Here is a 17,895-nt window from a genome sequence, read left to right as displayed (position 1 = left end):
CGTCCACCCCCACCACCCCCACCACCCCCACCACCCCCGCTCCACAGTCACCCGACCCCATCGGCCGGCCCGGCTCACGGGAGCCCGGCTCCGAGGGCGGCTGGAGCCGGTTGGTCAAATGGATGAGAGGCTCCGCATGAGTACCTACTGGCCCTGGTGGGCGGGGGCCGTCGGGCTGGCCGTGCTGACCGTCGGCTACACCCTTGCCACCGAGCGGTCCTTCGGCGTCTCGGGCGCGTGGGACCGCGTGCTGCACTGGCGCCGCGAACGCGAACTCGAGCGGACGGAAGAGGAGTTCGCCGACGAACGGGCTCTCACCGCCGCGCTCGCCAAGGCCGGCGCCGACCATTTCTCCACCCTCCCGGCCGAACCGGCCCCACCGCGTCAGTCGCATGTGGAGCCGTCGTCGGTGCCGCCCGCCCAGCCTTCGGCAGCTGCGGACCCGGCAGTCACGCGTCAGCGCCCGGCCCCGTTGGTCACCCAGGCTGCCCTGCTGATATCGATCTTCCTCGGGGGGTTGATCGCCTCCCTCGCCTCCGGGCGGTTCCACCTCCGCCTCGACATGGGACCGGGTTTCCGGAACCTGGTCACGGCCGACCCCGTCGGCATGGTCGTCCTGCTGTTCACGGGAGGCGTGCTGGTCGGCTTCGGTACCCGACTGGCCGGTGGTTGCAGCTCCGGCCACGGGCTCAACGGCTGTGGTCGGCTCGACCCGGTCAGCATCGTGGCGACGGCGACATTCTTCGGTACCGCCGTCGCCGTGTCGTTCCTGCTGTGGAAGGTGATCTGATGCGTACCCGGGGCGGAATCCTGCTGGCCAACATCGTCACCGGGTTGGCGCTCGGCTTCGTCGTCACCAGCATCGGCTTCGGTGACTACACGGAACTGAACCGCATGTTCACCTTCCAGGACCTGCGGATGTTCCTGTCGTTCGCCGGAGCAGTCGTGATCATCGTGTGCGTGTTCGCTCTGCTGCGGGTCCGTCGCAGCCCGGGGCGCATCCACGCCGGAGTGATCCCCGGCGCAGTACTGTTCGGCACCGGCTGGGCGATCTCCGGCGGCTGCCCGGCGATCCCGATCATCCAGGTCGCCGGCGGTTACCTGCCCGCACTGGTCACGATCGTCGGCATCGTCGTCGGCATCCGGCTGTGCCGCTGGGCCAGGGGCCGGTACCTTCGCATCGACAGCGGCTCGTGCGAACTGTGAGACCCGGCCGGAGCCGAGCCGCCCGTCATGACCGAACCGGGCAACTCCCGTCGGGCTCATGGCCTCGGCACGGCAGCACCGCCGCTCCGGACGGGGCTTCGACCACCGCGGTAGCATCCCGTACGGAACACGACGTCCGGGCCGCGCCCACGCGTCGGTCGAGAAGGACGAGCGGTCAGGGAAAGAGTGGGTGTGGAGCCGCTTCGCAACAAGGGGATCGGTGGCTCCGTTGCGGCCAGGCCGGGCCGACCGCCGGTCAGTTCGCGGAGTTCTCTCGAGCGGCTCGGCTTCGAGCTGTTCGCCCGTCAGGGATTCGACGGCACGACCGTGGACGACATCTCCGCCGCCGCGGGCATCGGCCGCCGCACTTTCTTCCGGTACTTCGGCTCCAAGAACGACCTCGTCTGGGGCGACTTCGAAGCACAGCTCGTCAGGCTCGAGGACTTGCTGGGCGCGGCTGATCCCACCGCCTCGATGATGGACGCGCTGCGTCACGCCGTGGTCGAGTTCAACCGGTTCGACCCCGCCGAGGTGCCCTGGCACCGGCAGCGCATGGAACTCATTCTGCGGGTTCCCACCCTGCAGGCCGATTCGACTCTGCGCTACGCGTCGTGGCGGGACGTCGTCACCAGGTTCGCGGCCACGCGCACGGGCCTGTCGGCATCCGACATGCTGCCTCGCCTCGTCGGCCATACCGTGCTCGCGTCCTGCATCGCTGCGTACGAGCACTGGCTGACGGAGACGGACGCCGACCTGGGCCAGCTGCTGGACGCGGCGATGCGGGAGCTCACGGCCGGTTTCGGCCGCTACTGACTCCCCCGGCTCCGAACGATGCGCGGGCGGAGCGATGTGGTGGAGCGCCCTCTGACAGCGGAGAGCCAGACGCCGGCGCCGTAGGCCAGATCGTCGAGGCGGCGGGCGATGCCATAGCGAATCGGATCGAGGTGCGCTTGATCCCGACGGTATTCGAGGGCGATGTCCGTCAGGGCGGCAACGGCCGCGGCCCTGCGAACCCGGCCCGACACCGTGCAGCCGAGCACTGTCAACGGCCACCAGTGCCGGTTCAGCAGCGCGGAGGTCTGGCCCAGCGCGCTGACGGCTCCGTTGGCCGTGAGGCGCAGGGCCAGCCGATACGGGTGCTCGGTGCTGTCGAGCTTCCGGGCGATGCTCGCGGTGGCAACCCCGAGGGCCGCGCCGGCGACGGGCACCGACCAGCGCCGCTGCGCGAGCAGTGCGAGAACCAGGGCGGTGCTCCACGGGGCGAACACCGCGGGGGCGATGAATTCGGGGTGCCGTCGGGCGAGAGGGTCCGCCCCGGTGCCGTACACCGCCTTGCGCAGGAACCAGTCGTCGAGCCGTGCCCGATGTTCATGAGCCGCCTCGACGGTCGGCTCGTAACGTACGCGCCAGCCGCTCTCGATCAGCCGCCAGCACAGGTCGACGTCCTCCCCCACGCGCATTGTCGCGTCGAAGCCGTCCCTCAGGGCGTCGACACGTGCCACGACGCAGGCCGTGCTCGCCCAGGAGACCGGCGTACCCGGGCGTACCGCGGCCGGATTACGTCCGAGGTCGAGCGACGAGCGAACTTCCTCGTAGCGGCCGATCCAGTTCGGAGCGACGGCGTTCGGCAGGCCCGAGATGCGTGGTACGGCCATGGCGACCCTGGGGTCGGCGAAGTGTCCGAGCAGTGTCGTGACGGTGGCAGGGGTCAGGACGACGTCGGAGTCGGCGAAGACGACGTAGGGGGTGGTGACCTGCCGCAGTCCCGCGTTGCGTGCCCCGGCGGGGCCGAGGTTGACGGGCAGGGGGACCAGCCGGGCGCCGTGCTTGGCCGCTACGGCTGCCACGTCCTCGGGGTGGTGCGAGGCGTCGTCGACGACGATCACGGGGTGGTCCGTCCCGAGGCCGGTGAGCACACGGTCGAGTTGGCGCGCGCGGTCACGGACCGGCACGACGACCGTGTACCGGGGATCGGAGCCGGGCGGCAGTGCCTCGACGACCGGGTTGGCCATGCCGCAGTCCAGCAGCCGGTCCGCCAGGACGGCGCTCGCCCGGTCGGTCACGCGCAGTGTCTTCCCGGTCAGCAGGGGCCGGGCGCGCGGGGTGAGGCGGAGCAGGCGGGTGGGGAAGCCGCCGAGGAGGGCCCGGCCGCCGTCGAGGACGCGGGTGTGCCGGTCGAGGGTGACCACGAATCCGTTCGGCAGAGGCATCAGCGGGCGACCTTGCGCTCGGAGGGCTCCATGAGGTGCCCCCGGCCATCGGCGACGCCCGCGGTGATGTGACGGACGGTACGCGAGACCATCACGTCCATCAGCCCGCGGCCCTCCTCTGCCGAGGCGCCGGTCGGGTCGCCGAGCACGCCGGAGGGAGAGACCGCGCGGACTCCGTGCGCGACCAGGTCAGGCATGAGGGAGGCGATCGGCCGGGTGTCTCCGGCGACGGCCGCGTCCAGCCGTACGTCCTGGGGAGCCAGGTGCAGCATCAGCGAGGTCTCCGTGCGGCCGGCGTGCGCGTCCCCGCCGGGCACATGGCAGCCGGTCCAGGCCACGTCATGGCCCTCCTCTCGCATCTGCGGGACGGCAGTGGCCAGGCTCGCCACATTGCCGCCGTGGCCGTTGACGAAGACGACGGACCCGGCCCACAAGGACAGGGAACGCGTCAGCTCGACGAGCACCGAGCGCAGCGCCTCGTGCCCGATCGAGACGGTTCCGGGGAAGTGGGCGTGCTCGCCGCTGGCGCCGTAGAGCACGGGCGGTGCCACCAGGCAGGGGCCGGACAGTGTGTTCGCCGCCTCCACGGCGACGGCCCGGGCGATCACGCTGTCGGTGTCGAACGGTAGATGCGGGCCATGCTGTTCCGTCGAGCCGACCGGCACCAGGACCAGGGGCTTCGGCGGAACAGCCGGCCAGACGGCGCGCGCCAGGTCCCGGGAGGCTGCCTGAGGCATGGTCACCCAGCGCCCGTGTCGGCGCCCAGCGTCAGGGCGAAGCCGGGCGGGACGACCAGGTCGTCGGGCGAAAGTTCGTGAACGGATGCGCGACCGAGGCCGAGGACGGCGGAGTCGAGGCCACCGCGCATGATGTCCAGCACGTTCTCCACGCCCGCCTGGCCGTTCGCCGCCAGGCCCCACAGGTAGGCCCGTCCGATGAGGACGGCACGGGCGCCGAGAGCAAGGGCCTTCGCCACATCACCGCCGCGGCGGATGCCGCCGTCGAGCAGGACTTCCACCTCGTCACCGACCGCTTCCGCGATCGAGGGAAGGATCCGGATGCTGGCCGGAGTCGTGTCCAGGTTGTTCCCGCCGTGGTTGGACACCGACAGCGCCGTGACACCCGCGTCGACGGCCCGCTTGGCGTCGTCCACCCGGCTCACGCCCTTGAGCAGGAAGGGGCCGCCCCACTCCTCGCGCAGCCACTTGACGTCGTCCCAGGTGGGCGGGGTGGTCTGCATCCACTCGTAGTAGGCACCGAAGAAGGTGGGGGCCGAACCGCCGTCGGACGGCCCCAGGTTGGGAGCGGTGAGGTCCGGGATCCCACCCGACTTGGCGAACTTCCACAGCCAGCGGGGCCTGGTGATGACGTTCGGGGCGAACCGTGCCATCGTCTTGAGGTCGACCTTCTCGGGGATCGCCGGGCTGCCCCAGTCGCGCCCGTTGGAGAAGGACCAGTCGAGGGTGACGATGAGTCCCTTGGCGCCGGCGGCCCTGGCCCGGTCCATGCGCTGCACCATGGTGTCGCGGGTGCCGCTCCAGTAGAGCTGGAAGAAGGTGTTCGGGTTGGCCTCGACGACCTCTTCCACCGGCTTGCCGGCGAACGAGCTCAGGCCCATGATGACGCCCTTGTCGGCGGCGGCGCGGGCCACGGCCACCTCGCCGTCCGGGTCCACCGCCTGGACGCCGGTCGGGGATATGACGACGGGCATCGTCGTCTCCACTCCCATCACGGTCGTCGACAGGTCGCGCTGCGCGTGATGCCCCACCACACGGGGAGCGAAGCCGAGTTCGGCGAAGGCGCCGGTGTTGTCGTCGATGGTGCGACCGCGTTCGGAGCCCGCCACCAGAGCGCCGTAGACCGTGCTCGGAAGATGCTTCTTGGCTCGGCGCTGCGCCTCGGCGACCGTCTCGAACCAGGGATTCCTGCCCATGTGTCCTGTCCTTCTCTTCAGGGTCTACGTGAAGCGCAGTCCTGCCAGCGGGTGCTCCGCGCACTCGCTCACCGGGGGCTGTTCCAGGTCCTCGCGGCGGCGTGCGAGCGTCACGTCCACGGGCTTCTGCCGCGCTGCCCGGGAAGTGCGGTGGGAGTGGTCCACGGCGGGCTTGGGCAGGTCTGTCCTGTCCTGCGGGCGCCGGGCGAGGAGTTCCTCGCCGTAGCCCTGTACGCACTCGGGGTCCGGGCCGTCCAGTGGCAGCCCGGTGAAGAACTTCGCGGCCATGCAGCCGCCCTTGCAGGTGTCGTAGAACGCGCAGGAGCTGCAGGCTCCCCCGTTCTGCGGGGCACGCAGGCGCTGGAAGAGCTCCGAGCCGCGCCACACGCCGGCGAAGCCACCCGGCTCGCGGACGTTGCCCGCCAGGAACTCCTCGTGGATGGCGAACGGGCAGGCGTACACGTCGCCGACCGGGTCGATCAGGCAGACGACCCGTCCGGCTCCGCACAGGTTGAGTCCGGGTAGTGCTTCGCCGTACGCGGAGAGATGGAAGAACGAGTCCCCGGTGAGCACGCTGTCCCCGTGCGCCACCAGCCAGTCGTACAGCTCCCGTTGCTGCGCCGGGAGCGGGTGCAGCTCGTCCCACACGTCGGCGCCGCGCCCGGACGGGCGCAGCCGGGTCAGGCGCAACTGGGCGCCGTAGCGGTCGGCGAGGGTCTTGAACTCGTCCAGCTGCGGGATGTTGTGGCGGGTGCACACCACGGAGAGCTTGAAGTTCTTCATCCCGGCTGCGGCGAGGTTCTCCATGGCCGTGAGCGCCGTGGCGTACGAACCGGCGCCGCGGACCGCGTCGTTGACGTCCGCGGTCGCGCCGTCGAGCGAGATCTGGATGTCCACGTAGTCGTTGCGGGCCAGGCGCTCGGCGACCTCCGGGGTGATCCGTACGCCGTTGGTGGAGAACTTCACGCCGACGTGATGGCTGGTGGCGTAGTCCAGCAGCTCCCAGAAGTCGGCGCGGACCGTGGGCTCGCCGCCGCCGATGTTGACGTAGAAGACCTGCATGGCCTCCAGCTCGTCGATGACGGCCTTGGCCTCCGCGGTGCTCAGCTCACGCGGATCGCGCCGGCCGGAGCTGGACAGGCAGTGGCTGCAGGAGAGGTTGCAGGCGTAGGTCAGTTCCCAGGTCAGGCAGATCGGTGCGTCAAGGCCGTATTCGAAGAGGTCGACCAGCCTTGAGGTGCCGGGGGCTTGTGGAGCTGTTGTCATGAGGTTCTCCCGACGACCATCGACGAGTGGGCGAGGGCGGCCAAGGCCTTGCCGTAGCGCGGCAGTTCGGTCTCGCCGATGCCTGCCGCCAGGCAGGCGGCCCGGGCTGTGGGCGCGTCCGCGAGGGACTGGACGACCGTCAGCAGACGGCGGTCCTTCAGGAACGACAGCTTGCGCGTGCCGAAGTGGTAGAGCAGCGCACCGAACGGTTCCGGCCGCACCGAGACCTGCGGATGCAGGTCCCAGGCGCTGTCGAGGTCCATCGTCGTCATGCCGGGCTGCCTAGTAGACGCCGCACATGCCGTCGATCGAGACCTCTTCGATCAGGTCGTCGGCTTCGATCAGCGGCTCGGGAGTCGTGGCCTCCTCGGCGGGAGCCTCGACGGTCTGGGTGGGGTGGAGCTCGGTCATGGGACCTCCTCGATGGCATCCGGCGACTTCACGGTCGCGGGCGTGGAACCCCCCGTTATGCTGTCCGGAGAGTAATGGCACCAAGTGCCAAAATGGAAGGGGCTGGTGGCCATGGGTTTTCCGGTGAAACGCTCGGACGTGATCGTCGTGGGCGCCGGGGCCGCCGGGGCCGCTCTCGCAGCACGCCTCAGCGAGGACCCCGACCGCACGGTGCTGCTGCTCGAAGCCGGGCCGGTACCCCGCCAACGGGCCGACTTCGAGCCCGACTTGCTCGACGCCCGGCTCGTCCCCGGCGCACAGCCCGGACATCCCGCGGTGCTGCCCTACGCCGTCCACCTCACCCCGGACAGGCCGTACAGCGCGCCCCGCGGCCGCATCCTCGGCGGTTCCACCACCGTCAACGGCGGCTATTTCGTCCGTGCCCGGCGTGAGGACTTCGACCGGTGGTCGGCCGTGGGTGGCGATGCATGGTCGTACGACAGTCTGCTGCCGCTGATGCGGCAGCTGGAGAACGATCTCGACTGCGGCTCCGACGAGTTGCACGGCGGCACCGGGCCCGTGCGCATCCGGCGCACGGATCTGAAGCACCCGGCCGCCATGGCGTTCCACGCCGCGGCGCGCGAACTCGGCTTTCCCGAGGAGGCCGACAAGAACGCTCAGGGCACGCCGGGGTTCGGCCCGGTGCCGTCCAACTCGGTCGACGGGCTGCGCATCAACACCGGCATCGGTTACCTGCTCGGCGCACTCGACCGCCCCAACCTCACGGTGGAGGGCGACTGTTCGGTCCACCGGGTCGTCGTCGACCGGGGTCGCGCCACCGGTGTCGTCGTCCGGCGCGGTGGACAGCGCATCATGCTCGATGCCGGTGAAGTCGTCCTGTGCTCCGGCGCGTTCGCCTCGCCCCATCTGCTGCACCTTTCCGGGATCGGACCGCGCGACGCTCTCGAACACCTCGGCCTTCCCGTCGCCGCCGACCTCCCTGCCGTCGGCGCCGACCTCAGCGACCACCCGCAGGTGGCCCTGGAATGGCTGCCTCGGCAACCCCAGGAAGCGCCCTCCGACTCGTGGCTCGGCGGCGCCCTGCACCTGTCGTCGCCCGAAGGCGCGTACGCGTCCGGCGACCTGGAGATCCTTCAATCGCTGGTCCCTCTCGCGGGGTTGGTCGGCGGGACGCCGACCGTGACCGGCGCGCCATCGGCGTTCCTCGCGTCCGACCTGTCACCGCGATCGAGCGGCCGACTGGTCACGCACTCCGCGGATCCGACAGTGCTCCCCCGGATCGAGTACGGCTATCTCCGTACGCCCGATGACAGGCGCCGACTGCGCGAAGTGATCCGCACGACCGCGGCTCTCGTCGCCAGTCCCGCCTTCGACGAGATCTCCCTGGGGCTGCTTGAGCCGGGGCCCGAAGTACTGAACGACGACGACGCGTTGGACCGGTGGGCGGCGGCCCGCCTCGGCACGTCCCAGCACACGTGCGGCACCGTGCCCATGGGTCCCGCCGTCGACCACTACGGCAGAGTGCGTGGTGTCACCGGTCTGCGCGTGGCGGACGCCTCGATCCTGCCCACGGCCCCGCTGCGCGGCCCGGCCGCGACCGCCGTCCTCGTCGGCGAGCTCGTGGCGCACGCCATGCGGAACGATCTGCCCTGAGACCTCATCAGACGTCATGACGCGTCGTTCACGAGCACTCCGATCTCCGGCAGTTCGATTTCGCAGAGTCTCCGGCGCAGACGTCTCCGGCGCAGACGTCTCCGGCGCAGACGGCGGCGGCTTCGGGGCCGGGCACGTCAGGCGTCGACACGGCGAGTACGTCGCCCGGTTCCAGGTCGGTCCAGGAAGAGCAGTGGGCAAGCAGCTCCCACAATCGCTCCGCCAGGGGCTGGACGGGGTGCCGCAACACCGTTCGGCCGTTGATACGGGCCAACAGCTCCTGTTCGGCAGTACCGAGGAACTCGTCCGGAGTCAGCAGCCACGGACCGAACGCCGCGGCGCCGCTCAGCCCCTCCGGTGGTGCGGACTTGCCCGGGCCCGGACGCCCCCCACGACCCCGTCGCCACGGGGCTACCGAGTTGCGGCTCAACCAGCAGTCCATTGTGGCCGGTTCCCCCCGGCCGTTCCCTGCTCCGGTCGATGAACCGCTCCGTCAAAGGACCCATACGAAAAGGGCCTCCACAGGTGTTCACCTGCGAAGACCCTTCACACCGTCGGGACGACAGGATTTGAACCTGCGACCCCTTGACCCCCAGTCAAGTGCGCTACCAAGCTGCGCCACGTCCCGGTGCGCTCTCCACTGCCGACCACGTGAGGCCACCCGTGTGAGCGCGCAGGTCAACCCTACCTCATGTGCGCAGGTCGACCCGCTGTGTGCGTGTCAGCCGTGGGCCACGGTCTCCTGCTCCACGACGGTCGCCCCGCTCGTGGCACGCGCCCCGCCGGTCGTACGTCCGCTGCGCCGGACCGGCACGAGCAGCGCGGCCAGGGCGGCGGCCAGGCAGAGCGGGGCCGGCAGGGCAAGGCCGTGGGTACAGCCGGAGGCGTACGGCGGGCCCGAGGGCTGGAGGCGGCCGGTGACCAGGACGCTGGTGACGGCGGCGCCGATGGATCCGCCGATGGTGCGGATGCTGGCGTTCATGCCGGTGGCGGCGCCGGTCTGGTCGGCGGGGACGCTGCTCACGATCAGGTTGGCTAGCTTTTTATTGCCTGACTCAAGTAAATTCTTTCCATCAGGCGCAGCCCTCCCCCGGGCCGCCGCAGTCCCAGCGAACGGAGCCACATGTCCCTCCTGGCCCGCCCGGCGGTGGCCACCCTCGCCGCCAAGACCATGCAACGGATGAGCCTGCTCGCCGACCGGCGCTCCGGTGGGCGCGGTTCCGCGGCGGCCTCGCACGCCCGGCTCCCCGAATTCCCGCGCACGGTGAAGGAATTGACCATCCCCACGTCCGTCGCCCCGGCCCGGGTGACGGTGTACCTCCCCGCGACCGACAAGACCGGTGAGGCGGCGCCGCCGGTACACGTGAACTTCCATGGCGGCGGATACGTCGTCGCGCTCACGGAGCTGGACGACCCGCTGTGCCGCTGCCTCGCCGCGGAGGCGGGGGTCGTGGTGATCAACGTGGACTATGTGGTCGCCCCGCAGCACCCGTTCCCGGCTCCGCCGAGGCAGGCGTACGAGGTCGTTCGCTGGGTCGCCGAGCACGGCGCCGAACACGGCTGGGACGGCAGCCAGCTCACCGTGGGCGGGCAGAGCGCGGGCGGCGGACTCGCGGCGGCCGTGGCACGCCAGGCCCTGGAGGAGGGCGGCCCCGCGATCGCGCTCCAGGTCCTGCACTATCCCCCGCTCGACCTCGCGACCGGTGCCCGGCAGAAGCGCGCCGCCGTCGACCGGCCGATGCTGCGGCCCTGGATGGCGGACGTCTTCGACACGTCGTACGTCCCGGATGTCCGGCTGCGCGCCGACCGGCTGGTGTCGCCCGCCCATCCCTCCGACACCGCGGATCTGACGGGCATCGCCCCGGCCTTGGTGGTCACGGCCGAGTACGACCTGCTGCGGGCGGAGGCCGAGAGCTACGCCGACCGGCTGCGGAAGACGGGGTCCCTGGTCGGGCACCACGACGTGGCCGGTGCCGACCACGGCTACGACGGCTCGGACGACGAGAAGGCCCGGAGGACATACGCCCTGATCGCCCGCCATGTGCGGGAGGCCGTCCACTCCTGAGGAGACGGAAGCCGCCGGCCGTCCCCTCCGACGGCCGGCGACCCTACGGTCCCCGCGTTCCCGTCAGCCGACCGGCGTGGGCGGAGTGATCCCGAACTTCTCGGCGTTCTCCGTCAGTTCGCGCCACACCTTGGGCGCCACCGGAATCCCCTGCTCGGCCCGCTCCACGGCCACGGCGGCGCTGCGCTCGCCGGGGTAGTAGACGCCTTCGGCGCCGTCCGCGACCGGAAGGCCCTTGAGCGTGGAGAGCGTGGCGTCGACGCCCTCGGTGAAGCCCTCCGCTCCGCCGAAGGCGGCCGGGTCGACGGCGATGAGCAGGGCGTTCTGGCGGTGCTTGCGGCCCCCCGGGTCGTCCGAGTGGAACGCGGCGAAGATCGGCGCGCCGACCAGCACGCTGGTGAGCAGCTCGAACGCAAGAGACATGCCGGACCCCTTCACCCCACCCAACGGCAGCGGCATGACCGCCTTCTCGGGGTCGGTGGTGGGGGTGCCGTCCTCGGTGGCGGCCGCACCCTCGGGCAGCGGGGTGCCGCTCGCCTTGGCCTGACGGATCTTGCCGAGGGCGATGGTTGCGGTGGCCATGTCCAGCAGCAGCGGGGCGTGACCCGACGACGAAGCGGTGGGTACGGCGATGGCGAGCGGGCTGGTCGCCACGGCGGCGCCCTTGACGCCCGTGTAGCCCATGTTCGGCATGCCGGCGACGAACCCGAGGCCGACCAGGCCCTGTTCGGCGATCTTCGAGACGTAGTAGCCGATGGCGCCGGTGTGCACGGTGCCGCGCACGCCGACCGAGGCGATGCCGGTGGTGCGTGCCCGGTTCACGGCCTCGTCGGCGGCGGCACTGAGTGCCACCGGGCCGGGTGCCCGGTCGGCGTCCAGGACGGCGGCGGCCGGCGTGGTCGACTCGACCCTGATCTCGGCCTGTGCGTTGGCGACGCCCTTGGCGAGCAGCTCCAGGTAGGCGGGGACGCGGGCGATGCCGTGCGAGTCGACGCCGCGCAGTGCGGCCCAGACGAACACGTCGGCGGTGGTGGCGGCGCGCTCCGGGCTGAGGCCGCCCTTCTCCAGGAGGTCGGCAGAGAAGGTGCGCAGGTCCTCGGCGGCCAGGCGCACCTTGCCCGGCTTGGGGGTCGGTGTGTCGGTCATGATGGCGGGTGCCTCCTGGGTCAGCGGGTGACGAGGACGTCGACGACGGCGGTGGTGCCCTCGGACACGGCCTTGAGAGCGCGCTCAAGGGCGGGCGCGAGCGCGTCCGGCGCGTCGACGGTCTCGGTGTGCATGCCGAACGGCTCGGCGAACTGCGCGAGTCGGGGCAGCCGGTGCAGATCGGTGCCGAGCCACTCCCCCGTCTCGGCGGCGGCGCCCTCGGGGTAGAACCTGCGATGGTTGAGGTTCATCGACTTGTAGACACGGTTGTTGAACACCACGATCAGCAGCGGGAGTTCGTACGCCTTGGACGCGTCGTACGACTGGATGACCGGGTTGTACGCGAACGCGCCGTCGCCGATGGTGAGCACCACCGGCCGCTCCCGGGCGGCGAGTTTGACGCCGAGCGCGACCGCGATGCCCTGGCCGAGTCCGCCCTGCACGTAGAAGTACGAGTCCGGGGCGTCGGTCCGCACATGGCGCTTGACGACCCGGCTGTGCGTGATGGTCTCGTCGACGACGATCCCGTCCCGGCCGTCGAGCAGCTTGCGCAGGGTGGCGGCGACGAGTACCGGGTCGATGCCGTCGGCCTGCTCCGCCTTCGTCTCGGCTCCGGCGATGGCCGCCTGCTCGGCGGCGTGCCGCTCCTGCTGCGCGGTGCGTCGTACGGCGACGGCGGCCTCGGATGCTTCATCCGCCAAGGCGGCCTTCGCCCGCTTGGCGAGCTGGCGCAGGGTGTTGGCGACGTTGCCTTCCAAGTACTTGTCCGCGAACAGGACTTGGTAGACGACATGCGGGCGCTGCGGTACCTCGTCGATGACGACGACCTGCGCCTTGGAGGGGCGGCGGGACGGCGGGTAGAACGGGGCGCGGCAGTTGACGAGGAGGATCAGGTCCGCCTCGTCCATCCACGGGCCGATGTCGCTGCCGGCGTGCAGCGGATGGGTGCGCGGGAAGTTGCCGCAGACCGCCGAGTCGGGCTCGACGACCGGGATGTTCCATGCCTCGGCGAAGGCGACGAGTGCCTCGAAGCCGCCCGCCTCGCGGCCGGACGTCTCGGTCACGATCACGGGGTTGCGGGCCTCGCGGATCATCTGCGCGACCGGGTCGACCTCTTCGGGCGAGCTGTGCGTGGAGCCCGGCGGCACGATGGTCTTGGCCTCGCGGCCGTCCCACTCCTCCAGGAGGATCTCCAGCGGGATGTTCAGGTACGCGGGGCCGGCGGGGGCCCGCCAGGCCAGTTCCGCCGCCCGCGTGATCATGGTGGGCAGGGTGTGGACGCTGGCGGCCTCGTTGGACCACTTGGTGAACGGCCGGGCGACGCCGTGCGGGCCGCCCACGATGGACAGGTTGCGGTACCACTGGCCGCCCGGGTCCTGCCCGGGGCCGTCGCCGTAGGTGGTCGACTCCGAGGAGCTGACCACCATCGGGACGCCCGCGAGCAGCGCCCCGTGGACGGCCATGGAGCCCTGCAGCAGACCGGGGGCCGCGTGCAGCAGCACGCCCTGCGGCCGCCGCCTGACCAGGCCGTAGCCGGTGGCCATGCCCACGGCGACGGTCTCGTGCGTCAGGTCCAGGTACTCGGGGCAGGGCAGCCCGTCCCGGTGGCGCCGGGCCAGGGACTCCCACACCGGGGCCCACTCGGAACCCGACGAGCAGAAGAGGTAGTCGGCGCCGACGGCGTTGAAGGCGGTGACGAGAGCGTCGCCGCCGTCGGCGCCCGTGGAGTTGGGGGTGTCGGTCATCTCTCGTGCTTCCTCAGCCCTCGATCGGCCAGTTCAGGACCTCGGAGATGCCGCGGCCCATGATCCATTCAAGCTCCTCGGGCGTGAACTCCCAGTGCTTGGTGAACTGCTCGATCGTGTCGGTGTAGGTGATGCCGTGGCCGAGCAGGCGGGTGATGTCGGTGCCGTAGAAGCAGCGCTGCGGGCCCATCTTGTCGACCATCTCGCGCACGTACTTCTGGATGTTGTTGTTCGGGAAGGGCTGCGTGGAGTAGCCCGGGAGCGCCGAGACCTTGACGTAGATGTTCGGGTGGGCGGCCAGGTCGGCGGTCTCCTGGACCCAGTAGCCGATCGCGTCGTCGACGCAGCGGGCCATGATGCCCATGTGGTCGATGATGATCTTCAGCTCGGGGTGCTTGGCGGCGATCTCGCCGAGCTCCCGCTTCCAGATCGGGGCGTGGACCATCGTCGGGATGCCCAGCTCCGCGGCGATCGGCCAGTACCAGTCGTTGGTGCCGTCGATCATCCAGTTGCGGTCGATCGGCCGGTGGAAGGTCAGCCGGGTGCCCTTCACGTGCGGGTTCTCGGCGAAGTCCTTCAGCATGGCCTTGCCCTCTTCGGGCTTGTTCTGCGGGATGCGGGCCATGATGCCGAAGCGGTCCGGGTGCGCCTCGCACGCCTGAAGGGCGTAGTCGATGCGGTCGCCCTCCCAGGACGGCGGCAGGATCAGGGCCCGGTTGACGCCCGCCTCGTCCATCAGCTCCAGGGCCTCCTCGTACGAGAAGGGGTCCTCGCGATGTCCGTTGAGGCGGATGCGCTCCCGCGCGCCGGGGACCCAGGGGCGGTCCGGGGTCTCTTCCTTCCAGATGTGGATCTGGGTGTCGACGACGAACATGCTTTCAACTCTTTCTCTAGAGGTGCGTGGTGGGGTGGTGCGGAAGGAACGCTAGGCGCGACGCGAGGCCTTGCAGAGCCCTGGGGATGCAAGCAGTTGTTGCGCGAAACACCGCTGCACGCAGGGCATTTACTGATTGCTCCACGCGTCGTCATGCGCCGTCACGCGTCGGTGAAGACGGCGTCGACGATGTGTCCGGCGATCGCCATGGAGGCCGTGGCGGCCGGCGAGGGGGCGTTGCGGACGGCGGTGACCCGGCCGTTCTGATGGATGCGGAAGTCGTCCAGGAGCGTGCCGTCCCGGTCCAGGGCCTGGGCGCGCACACCCGCACCGCCGCGCACCACGTCCGACACGCCGACGCCGGGGACGTACTGCCCCGCGTCCTTCATGAAGGCGGCCGTGGAGAACGAGCCGCGGTACTCCTTGATGCCGGTACGCCAGTGCCGGGCAGCCATCTTCCAGGAACCCGGGTAGCCGGCGAGGCCGATCAGGTCCCTGGGCGAGATGCGGCTGCGCTTGTAGCCCTCGCGGGCCAGGGCCAGGACGGCGTTCGGGCCGACCTCGACCGAACCGTCGACGCGGGGTGTGAAGTGCACGCCGAGGAAGGGGTAACGCGGGTCGGGCACCGGATAGATCAACCCTCGTACGAGATCCGTCTTCTCCGGCTTCAGGAGCATGTACTCGCCCCGGAACGGGATAATCCGCGGTTCCTGCTTGTCCTGGGCGAGGTGGGCGACGGCGTCCGAGTGCAGCCCGGCGCAGAGGATCAGCCGGTCGACGCGGATCCGGTCCTGGCCGGAGGCGACCTCGATGCCGCCGGGGACGTCGGTGATCGAGGTGACGGGGAAGCGGAGGCGTACTTCGCCGCCGGAGGTCTCGATGTCCTTGGCGAACTCGCCGGCGATCGCCTTGTAGTCGGTGATCGCGGTGCGCGGGGAGTGCAGGGCCGCGATGCCGCCGGCGTTCGGCTCGATCTCCTCGATCTCCTCCTTGGAGATCTTCCGCAGCTCGGGCACGTGGTTGTTCTTGGCCCGCCGGTAGAGGTCCTCCATGCGGTCCAGCTCGTCGGCGCGTACGGCGACGACGAGCTTGCCGATCTCCTCGTACGGCAGTCCGCGCTCTTGGCAGTACTCGCGCAGCAGGGACACGCCCCGTACGCACAGGTCGGCCTTGAGGCTGCCCGGCGCGTAGTAGATGCCCGCGTGCACGACGCCCGAGTTGTGGCCGGTCTGGTGGACGGCGACCTCGTGCTCCTTCTCCAGCACCACGACCCGGGTGCCGGGGCGGCGCAGGGCGATCTCCCGGGCCGTGGCCAGGCCCACGATGCCGGCGCCGACGATGCCGACGGTCTCGTCAGCCATGGCTGCCTCCTTGAGGTACGGGCGTCACGCGCCGAAGTGGACGGCGACGGTCTTCACGCGCGTGGAGAAGCGCAGGACCTCGTCGCCCTGCTCCTTGTAGGCCGTGCCGGAGTCACGGAACCCGCCGAAGGGCAGGTGGACGTCCCAGCCGGTGGTGGTGGTGTTGACGGCGACCTGGCCGCACTCGGCCTCGTCGGCGAAGCGGTACGCGCAGGCGAGGTCACGGGTGAAGACGGCGGCGGCGAGGCCGAAGTCGGAGTCGTTGACGGCGTCGACAGCCGCGGCGAAGTCGTCGACCACGCGCACGGCGAGGACCGGGCCGAAGACCTCCTCGCGCCAGATCGCCGTCTCGGGGGTGACGTCGCCGAGGACGGTCGGCCGGACGTAGCAGCCGTGCGCCCGCTCGCCCTCGGTGTCCGCCGTGCCGCCGGTGAGGACGACGGCGCCCTGCTCGACGGCCTTGTCGACGTCGGCGAGGACGCTGTCGCGCTGCCTGGGGCTCGACAGCGGGCACAGGGTGGTCGTCGGGTCGCTGCCCGGGCCTATCTTCAGCGCCTCCACCTCCGCCACCAGCAGCCGGGCGAACTCCTCGTACACCGGCTGCTCGACGACGACCCGGCTGGTGGCGGTACAGCGCTGGCCGGCCTGGCCGAAGGAGGCGGCGACGACGGCCTTCGCGGCGGCCGGCAGGTCGGCGTCCTTGAGGACGACGGAGGCGTTCTTGCCGCCGAGTTCGCCCTGGAAGCGGACGTTGCGGTCGGCGAGGCGGCGGCGGATGCGGCCCCCCACGGCGTTGGAGCCGGTGAAGGTGATGCCGACGATCCGCGGGTCGTCGAGGAGGGCCTCCTCGATCTCCGCCGTACGGCCGGTCACCACGTTCAGGACACCGGCCGGCAGGCCCGCGTCGTGCAGGGCACGGGCGAAGTGCAGGCCGGCCAGCGGGGTTTCGGTGGCCGGCTTGAAGACTGCCGCGTTGCCGGCCGCGAGCAGCGGGGCGAGTTTGCGGGCCGGGGTGATCAGCGGGTCGTTCCAGGGGCTGATCACCAGGATCACGCCGATGGGTTCGCGCTGGGTGTGGGTGCGGTGGTTCGGGCGCACGTCGTGCAGCAGGGTGCCGTAGCCCTGGCGGGCGAGACCGGCGTAGTACTCCAGGAAGTCGGCGGCCTTGAGGGTCTCGCCGGTCGCCTCGGTGAGCGTCTTGCCGTTCTCGGCAGTGACGTCGGCGGCGATCTCCTCGACCCGGTCGCGGATCAGCCGGGCCGCGTCGGTGAGGATGCGGGCCCGCTCGAAGGGGCTGGTGCGCTTCCACACGGCGAAGGCGCGCTCGGCGTGGTCGTAGGCGCGGGTGACGTCCTTGGCGGCGAGGGCGGGGACGCGGGCGATCGGGGCGCGGACGTCGGCCGGGTCGTGGACGTCGATCCAGTCGCCGGTCGTCACCCACTCCCCGCCGGAAAGGGCTTCCACAGTACGCATGAAGATCACTTCTTTCGTCCGCCGCGGTGACGCGGTCTGCACAGAGAACGGCCGTGCGGGCCGGATGCGACAACACAGCATTTCGGGACAGGCCACCAGCCCCGCGGCGGCAGGCATTGCTTGCGCCGCGCGCAGGTCGGCGGGTAGCTGATCCGTGCTGGAATCGGCAGGCCGGAGGGCCTGTGCGAGGCGCCCCGGGAGCCGAGACCCCCGCTAAGGAGCAAGACACATGGCCTACGCAGTCATCGCCCGCTACTACTGCGACCCCGCCGACGAGGCCACGGTGCGTGCCGCGCTGCTCAAGGTCCGCGAGCACACGCGCGGGGAGCCGGCGAACCTGGCGTACGAGGTGCACGCGGAGGCGGACAAGCCCGGCATCTTCGTGCTGTACGAGCAGTACGCCGACCGGGCCGGCTTCGAGGCGCACAAGGCGGCCGGCCACTTCCGGGAGCTGATCGTGGAGACGGTGTGGCCGCTGCTCACCGACCGGTCGGTGACGTTCGCCGACGTGCTGTGAGCCAAGGGCCGGGCAGTCGCTGCCCGGCCCTTCGC

Annotated in this window: 18 protein-coding genes, 1 tRNA gene and 1 pseudogene; 6 read left to right on the top strand and 14 right to left on the bottom strand. The window is 70.9% G+C overall.

All coding sequences use genetic code 11. The annotated features are described in order from the left end of the window. Positions 1–136: 136 nt before the first annotated feature. The 3 genes from ADK57_RS43425 (at position 137) to mftR (ending at position 2,019) form a co-directional block, all read left to right on the top strand. A complete protein-coding gene (locus ADK57_RS43425) occupies positions 137–790 on the top strand; it encodes a YeeE/YedE family protein (protein ID WP_053755289.1) in 654 nt (217 codons plus the stop codon). Continuing rightward, positions 790–1,206: a YeeE/YedE thiosulfate transporter family protein gene (locus ADK57_RS43420; RefSeq protein ID WP_053755288.1), complete on the top strand. Its 417-nt coding sequence runs from the start codon at positions 790–792 to the stop codon at positions 1,204–1,206. Before ADK57_RS43425 ends, ADK57_RS43420 begins: the two co-directional genes overlap by 1 nt. 192 nt (positions 1,207–1,398) lie before the next feature. Beyond that, the gene (mftR, locus tag ADK57_RS43415; protein ID WP_053755287.1) at positions 1,399–2,019 is read left to right on the top strand and encodes a mycofactocin system transcriptional regulator; all 621 of its coding nucleotides are present in this window, start codon (positions 1,399–1,401) and stop codon (positions 2,017–2,019) included. Here the strand turns inward: mftR and mftF are convergent. From mftF to mftA, 6 genes are read right to left on the bottom strand one after another with little or no spacing between them, the layout of a single operon-like run. Continuing rightward, positions 2,013–3,416: a mycofactocin biosynthesis glycosyltransferase MftF gene (mftF, locus tag ADK57_RS43410; RefSeq protein ID WP_053755286.1), complete on the bottom strand. Its 1,404-nt coding sequence runs from the start codon at positions 3,414–3,416 to the stop codon at positions 2,013–2,015. The two genes, mftR and mftF, sit on opposite strands and share 7 nt — an antisense overlap. Next, positions 3,416–4,153 carry a mycofactocin biosynthesis peptidyl-dipeptidase MftE gene (gene mftE / locus ADK57_RS43405; protein ID WP_053755285.1) on the bottom strand — a complete coding sequence of 246 codons (738 nt, stop codon included), beginning with the start codon at positions 4,151–4,153 and terminating at the stop codon, positions 3,416–3,418. The genes mftF and mftE overlap by 1 nt, the downstream gene beginning before the upstream one ends. A 2-nt stretch (positions 4,154–4,155) precedes the next feature. Next, positions 4,156–5,349 carry a pre-mycofactocin synthase MftD gene (mftD, locus tag ADK57_RS43400; protein WP_053755284.1) on the bottom strand — a complete coding sequence of 398 codons (1,194 nt, stop codon included), beginning with the start codon at positions 5,347–5,349 and terminating at the stop codon, positions 4,156–4,158. A gap of 24 nt (positions 5,350–5,373) precedes the next feature. Next, positions 5,374–6,615: a mycofactocin radical SAM maturase gene (gene mftC / locus ADK57_RS43395; RefSeq protein ID WP_053755283.1), complete on the bottom strand. Its 1,242-nt coding sequence runs from the start codon at positions 6,613–6,615 to the stop codon at positions 5,374–5,376. Then, positions 6,612–6,887 carry a mycofactocin biosynthesis chaperone MftB gene (gene mftB / locus ADK57_RS43390; RefSeq protein ID WP_053755282.1) on the bottom strand — a complete coding sequence of 92 codons (276 nt, stop codon included), beginning with the start codon at positions 6,885–6,887 and terminating at the stop codon, positions 6,612–6,614. Before mftB ends, mftC begins: the two co-directional genes overlap by 4 nt. A gap of 10 nt (positions 6,888–6,897) precedes the next feature. Beyond that, the gene (mftA, locus tag ADK57_RS43385) at positions 6,898–7,026 is read right to left on the bottom strand and encodes a mycofactocin precursor MftA (protein ID WP_053755281.1); all 129 of its coding nucleotides are present in this window, start codon (positions 7,024–7,026) and stop codon (positions 6,898–6,900) included. A gap of 111 nt (positions 7,027–7,137) precedes the next feature. On the opposite strand from mftA, the gene mftG reads away from it, so the two are divergent. Next, entirely contained in the window at positions 7,138–8,679 is a 1,542-nt protein-coding gene (gene mftG / locus ADK57_RS43380; protein WP_053755292.1) for a mycofactocin system GMC family oxidoreductase MftG, read from the top strand. 28 nt (positions 8,680–8,707) lie between these two features. Here mftG and ADK57_RS52710 read toward each other — a convergent pair whose 3' ends face one another. The 3 genes and pseudogenes from ADK57_RS52710 to ADK57_RS43370 form a co-directional block, all read right to left on the bottom strand. Then, positions 8,708–9,121 (bottom strand): fumarylacetoacetate hydrolase family protein, encoded by a 414-nt coding sequence (locus ADK57_RS52710; protein WP_078973662.1) that lies wholly within the window; start codon positions 9,119–9,121, stop codon positions 8,708–8,710. A 112-nt stretch (positions 9,122–9,233) separates the two neighbouring features. Then, a tRNA-Pro gene (locus ADK57_RS43375) sits at positions 9,234–9,307 on the bottom strand. A 93-nt stretch (positions 9,308–9,400) separates the two neighbouring features. Further along, a pseudogene (locus ADK57_RS43370) lies at positions 9,401–9,718 on the bottom strand (MFS transporter); the annotation flags it as partial. An 84-nt stretch (positions 9,719–9,802) separates the two neighbouring features. Here ADK57_RS43370 and ADK57_RS43365 point away from each other — a divergent pair. Continuing rightward, positions 9,803–10,744, top strand: coding sequence for an alpha/beta hydrolase fold domain-containing protein (locus tag ADK57_RS43365; RefSeq protein ID WP_053755279.1), 942 nt, complete (start codon positions 9,803–9,805; stop codon positions 10,742–10,744). 63 nt (positions 10,745–10,807) lie between these two features. Here ADK57_RS43365 and ADK57_RS43360 read toward each other — a convergent pair whose 3' ends face one another. From ADK57_RS43360 to ADK57_RS43340, 5 genes are all read right to left on the bottom strand, one after another. After that, entirely contained in the window at positions 10,808–11,890 is a 1,083-nt protein-coding gene (locus tag ADK57_RS43360) for an Ldh family oxidoreductase (RefSeq protein ID WP_053755278.1), read from the bottom strand. 20 nt (positions 11,891–11,910) lie between these two features. Beyond that, positions 11,911–13,635, bottom strand: coding sequence for a thiamine pyrophosphate-dependent enzyme (locus ADK57_RS43355; protein ID WP_053755277.1), 1,725 nt, complete (start codon positions 13,633–13,635; stop codon positions 11,911–11,913). A gap of 13 nt (positions 13,636–13,648) precedes the next feature. Then, positions 13,649–14,509: an amidohydrolase family protein gene (locus ADK57_RS43350; RefSeq protein ID WP_053755276.1), complete on the bottom strand. Its 861-nt coding sequence runs from the start codon at positions 14,507–14,509 to the stop codon at positions 13,649–13,651. A 161-nt stretch (positions 14,510–14,670) separates the two neighbouring features. Continuing rightward, positions 14,671–15,870 (bottom strand): L-2-hydroxyglutarate oxidase, encoded by a 1,200-nt coding sequence (gene lhgO, locus ADK57_RS43345; protein ID WP_053755275.1) that lies wholly within the window; start codon positions 15,868–15,870, stop codon positions 14,671–14,673. A gap of 24 nt (positions 15,871–15,894) precedes the next feature. Continuing rightward, positions 15,895–17,343 carry an aldehyde dehydrogenase family protein gene (locus ADK57_RS43340; protein WP_199830805.1) on the bottom strand — a complete coding sequence of 483 codons (1,449 nt, stop codon included), beginning with the start codon at positions 17,341–17,343 and terminating at the stop codon, positions 15,895–15,897. A 229-nt stretch (positions 17,344–17,572) separates the two neighbouring features. On the opposite strand from ADK57_RS43340, the gene ADK57_RS43335 reads away from it, so the two are divergent. Beyond that, entirely contained in the window at positions 17,573–17,860 is a 288-nt protein-coding gene (locus ADK57_RS43335) for a putative quinol monooxygenase (protein WP_053755273.1), read from the top strand. Positions 17,861–17,895 lie beyond the last annotated feature (35 nt).

This window comes from Streptomyces sp. MMG1533, from assembly GCF_001279775.1.
Taxonomy (GTDB): domain Bacteria; phylum Actinomycetota; class Actinomycetes; order Streptomycetales; family Streptomycetaceae; genus Streptomyces.
This window is presented reverse-complemented; position numbering and strand designations above follow the sequence as displayed.

Coding starts and splice junctions, on each gene's coding strand:
- ADK57_RS43425 (WP_053755289.1), top strand. CDS start 137: ATGAGTACCTACTGGCCCTGGTGGGCGGGGGCCGTCGGGCTGGCCGTG.
- ADK57_RS43420 (WP_053755288.1), top strand. CDS start 790: ATGCGTACCCGGGGCGGAATCCTGCTGGCCAACATCGTCACCGGGTTG.
- mftF (WP_053755286.1), bottom strand. CDS start 3,416: ATGCCTCTGCCGAACGGATTCGTGGTCACCCTCGACCGGCACACCCGC.
- mftE (WP_053755285.1), bottom strand. CDS start 4,153: ATGCCTCAGGCAGCCTCCCGGGACCTGGCGCGCGCCGTCTGGCCGGCT.
- mftD (WP_053755284.1), bottom strand. CDS start 5,349: ATGGGCAGGAATCCCTGGTTCGAGACGGTCGCCGAGGCGCAGCGCCGA.
- mftC (WP_053755283.1), bottom strand. CDS start 6,615: ATGACAACAGCTCCACAAGCCCCCGGCACCTCAAGGCTGGTCGACCTC.
- mftB (WP_053755282.1), bottom strand. CDS start 6,887: ATGACGACGATGGACCTCGACAGCGCCTGGGACCTGCATCCGCAGGTC.
- mftA (WP_053755281.1), bottom strand. CDS start 7,026: ATGACCGAGCTCCACCCCACCCAGACCGTCGAGGCTCCCGCCGAGGAG.
- mftG (WP_053755292.1), top strand. CDS start 7,138: ATGGGTTTTCCGGTGAAACGCTCGGACGTGATCGTCGTGGGCGCCGGG.
- ADK57_RS52710 (WP_078973662.1), bottom strand. CDS start 9,121: ATGGACTGCTGGTTGAGCCGCAACTCGGTAGCCCCGTGGCGACGGGGT.
- ADK57_RS43365 (WP_053755279.1), top strand. CDS start 9,803: ATGTCCCTCCTGGCCCGCCCGGCGGTGGCCACCCTCGCCGCCAAGACC.
- ADK57_RS43360 (WP_053755278.1), bottom strand. CDS start 11,890: ATGACCGACACACCGACCCCCAAGCCGGGCAAGGTGCGCCTGGCCGCC.
- ADK57_RS43355 (WP_053755277.1), bottom strand. CDS start 13,635: ATGACCGACACCCCCAACTCCACGGGCGCCGACGGCGGCGACGCTCTC.
- ADK57_RS43350 (WP_053755276.1), bottom strand. CDS start 14,509: ATGTTCGTCGTCGACACCCAGATCCACATCTGGAAGGAAGAGACCCCG.
- lhgO (WP_053755275.1), bottom strand. CDS start 15,870: ATGGCTGACGAGACCGTCGGCATCGTCGGCGCCGGCATCGTGGGCCTG.
- ADK57_RS43340 (WP_199830805.1), bottom strand. CDS start 17,343: ATGCGTACTGTGGAAGCCCTTTCCGGCGGGGAGTGGGTGACGACCGGC.
- ADK57_RS43335 (WP_053755273.1), top strand. CDS start 17,573: ATGGCCTACGCAGTCATCGCCCGCTACTACTGCGACCCCGCCGACGAG.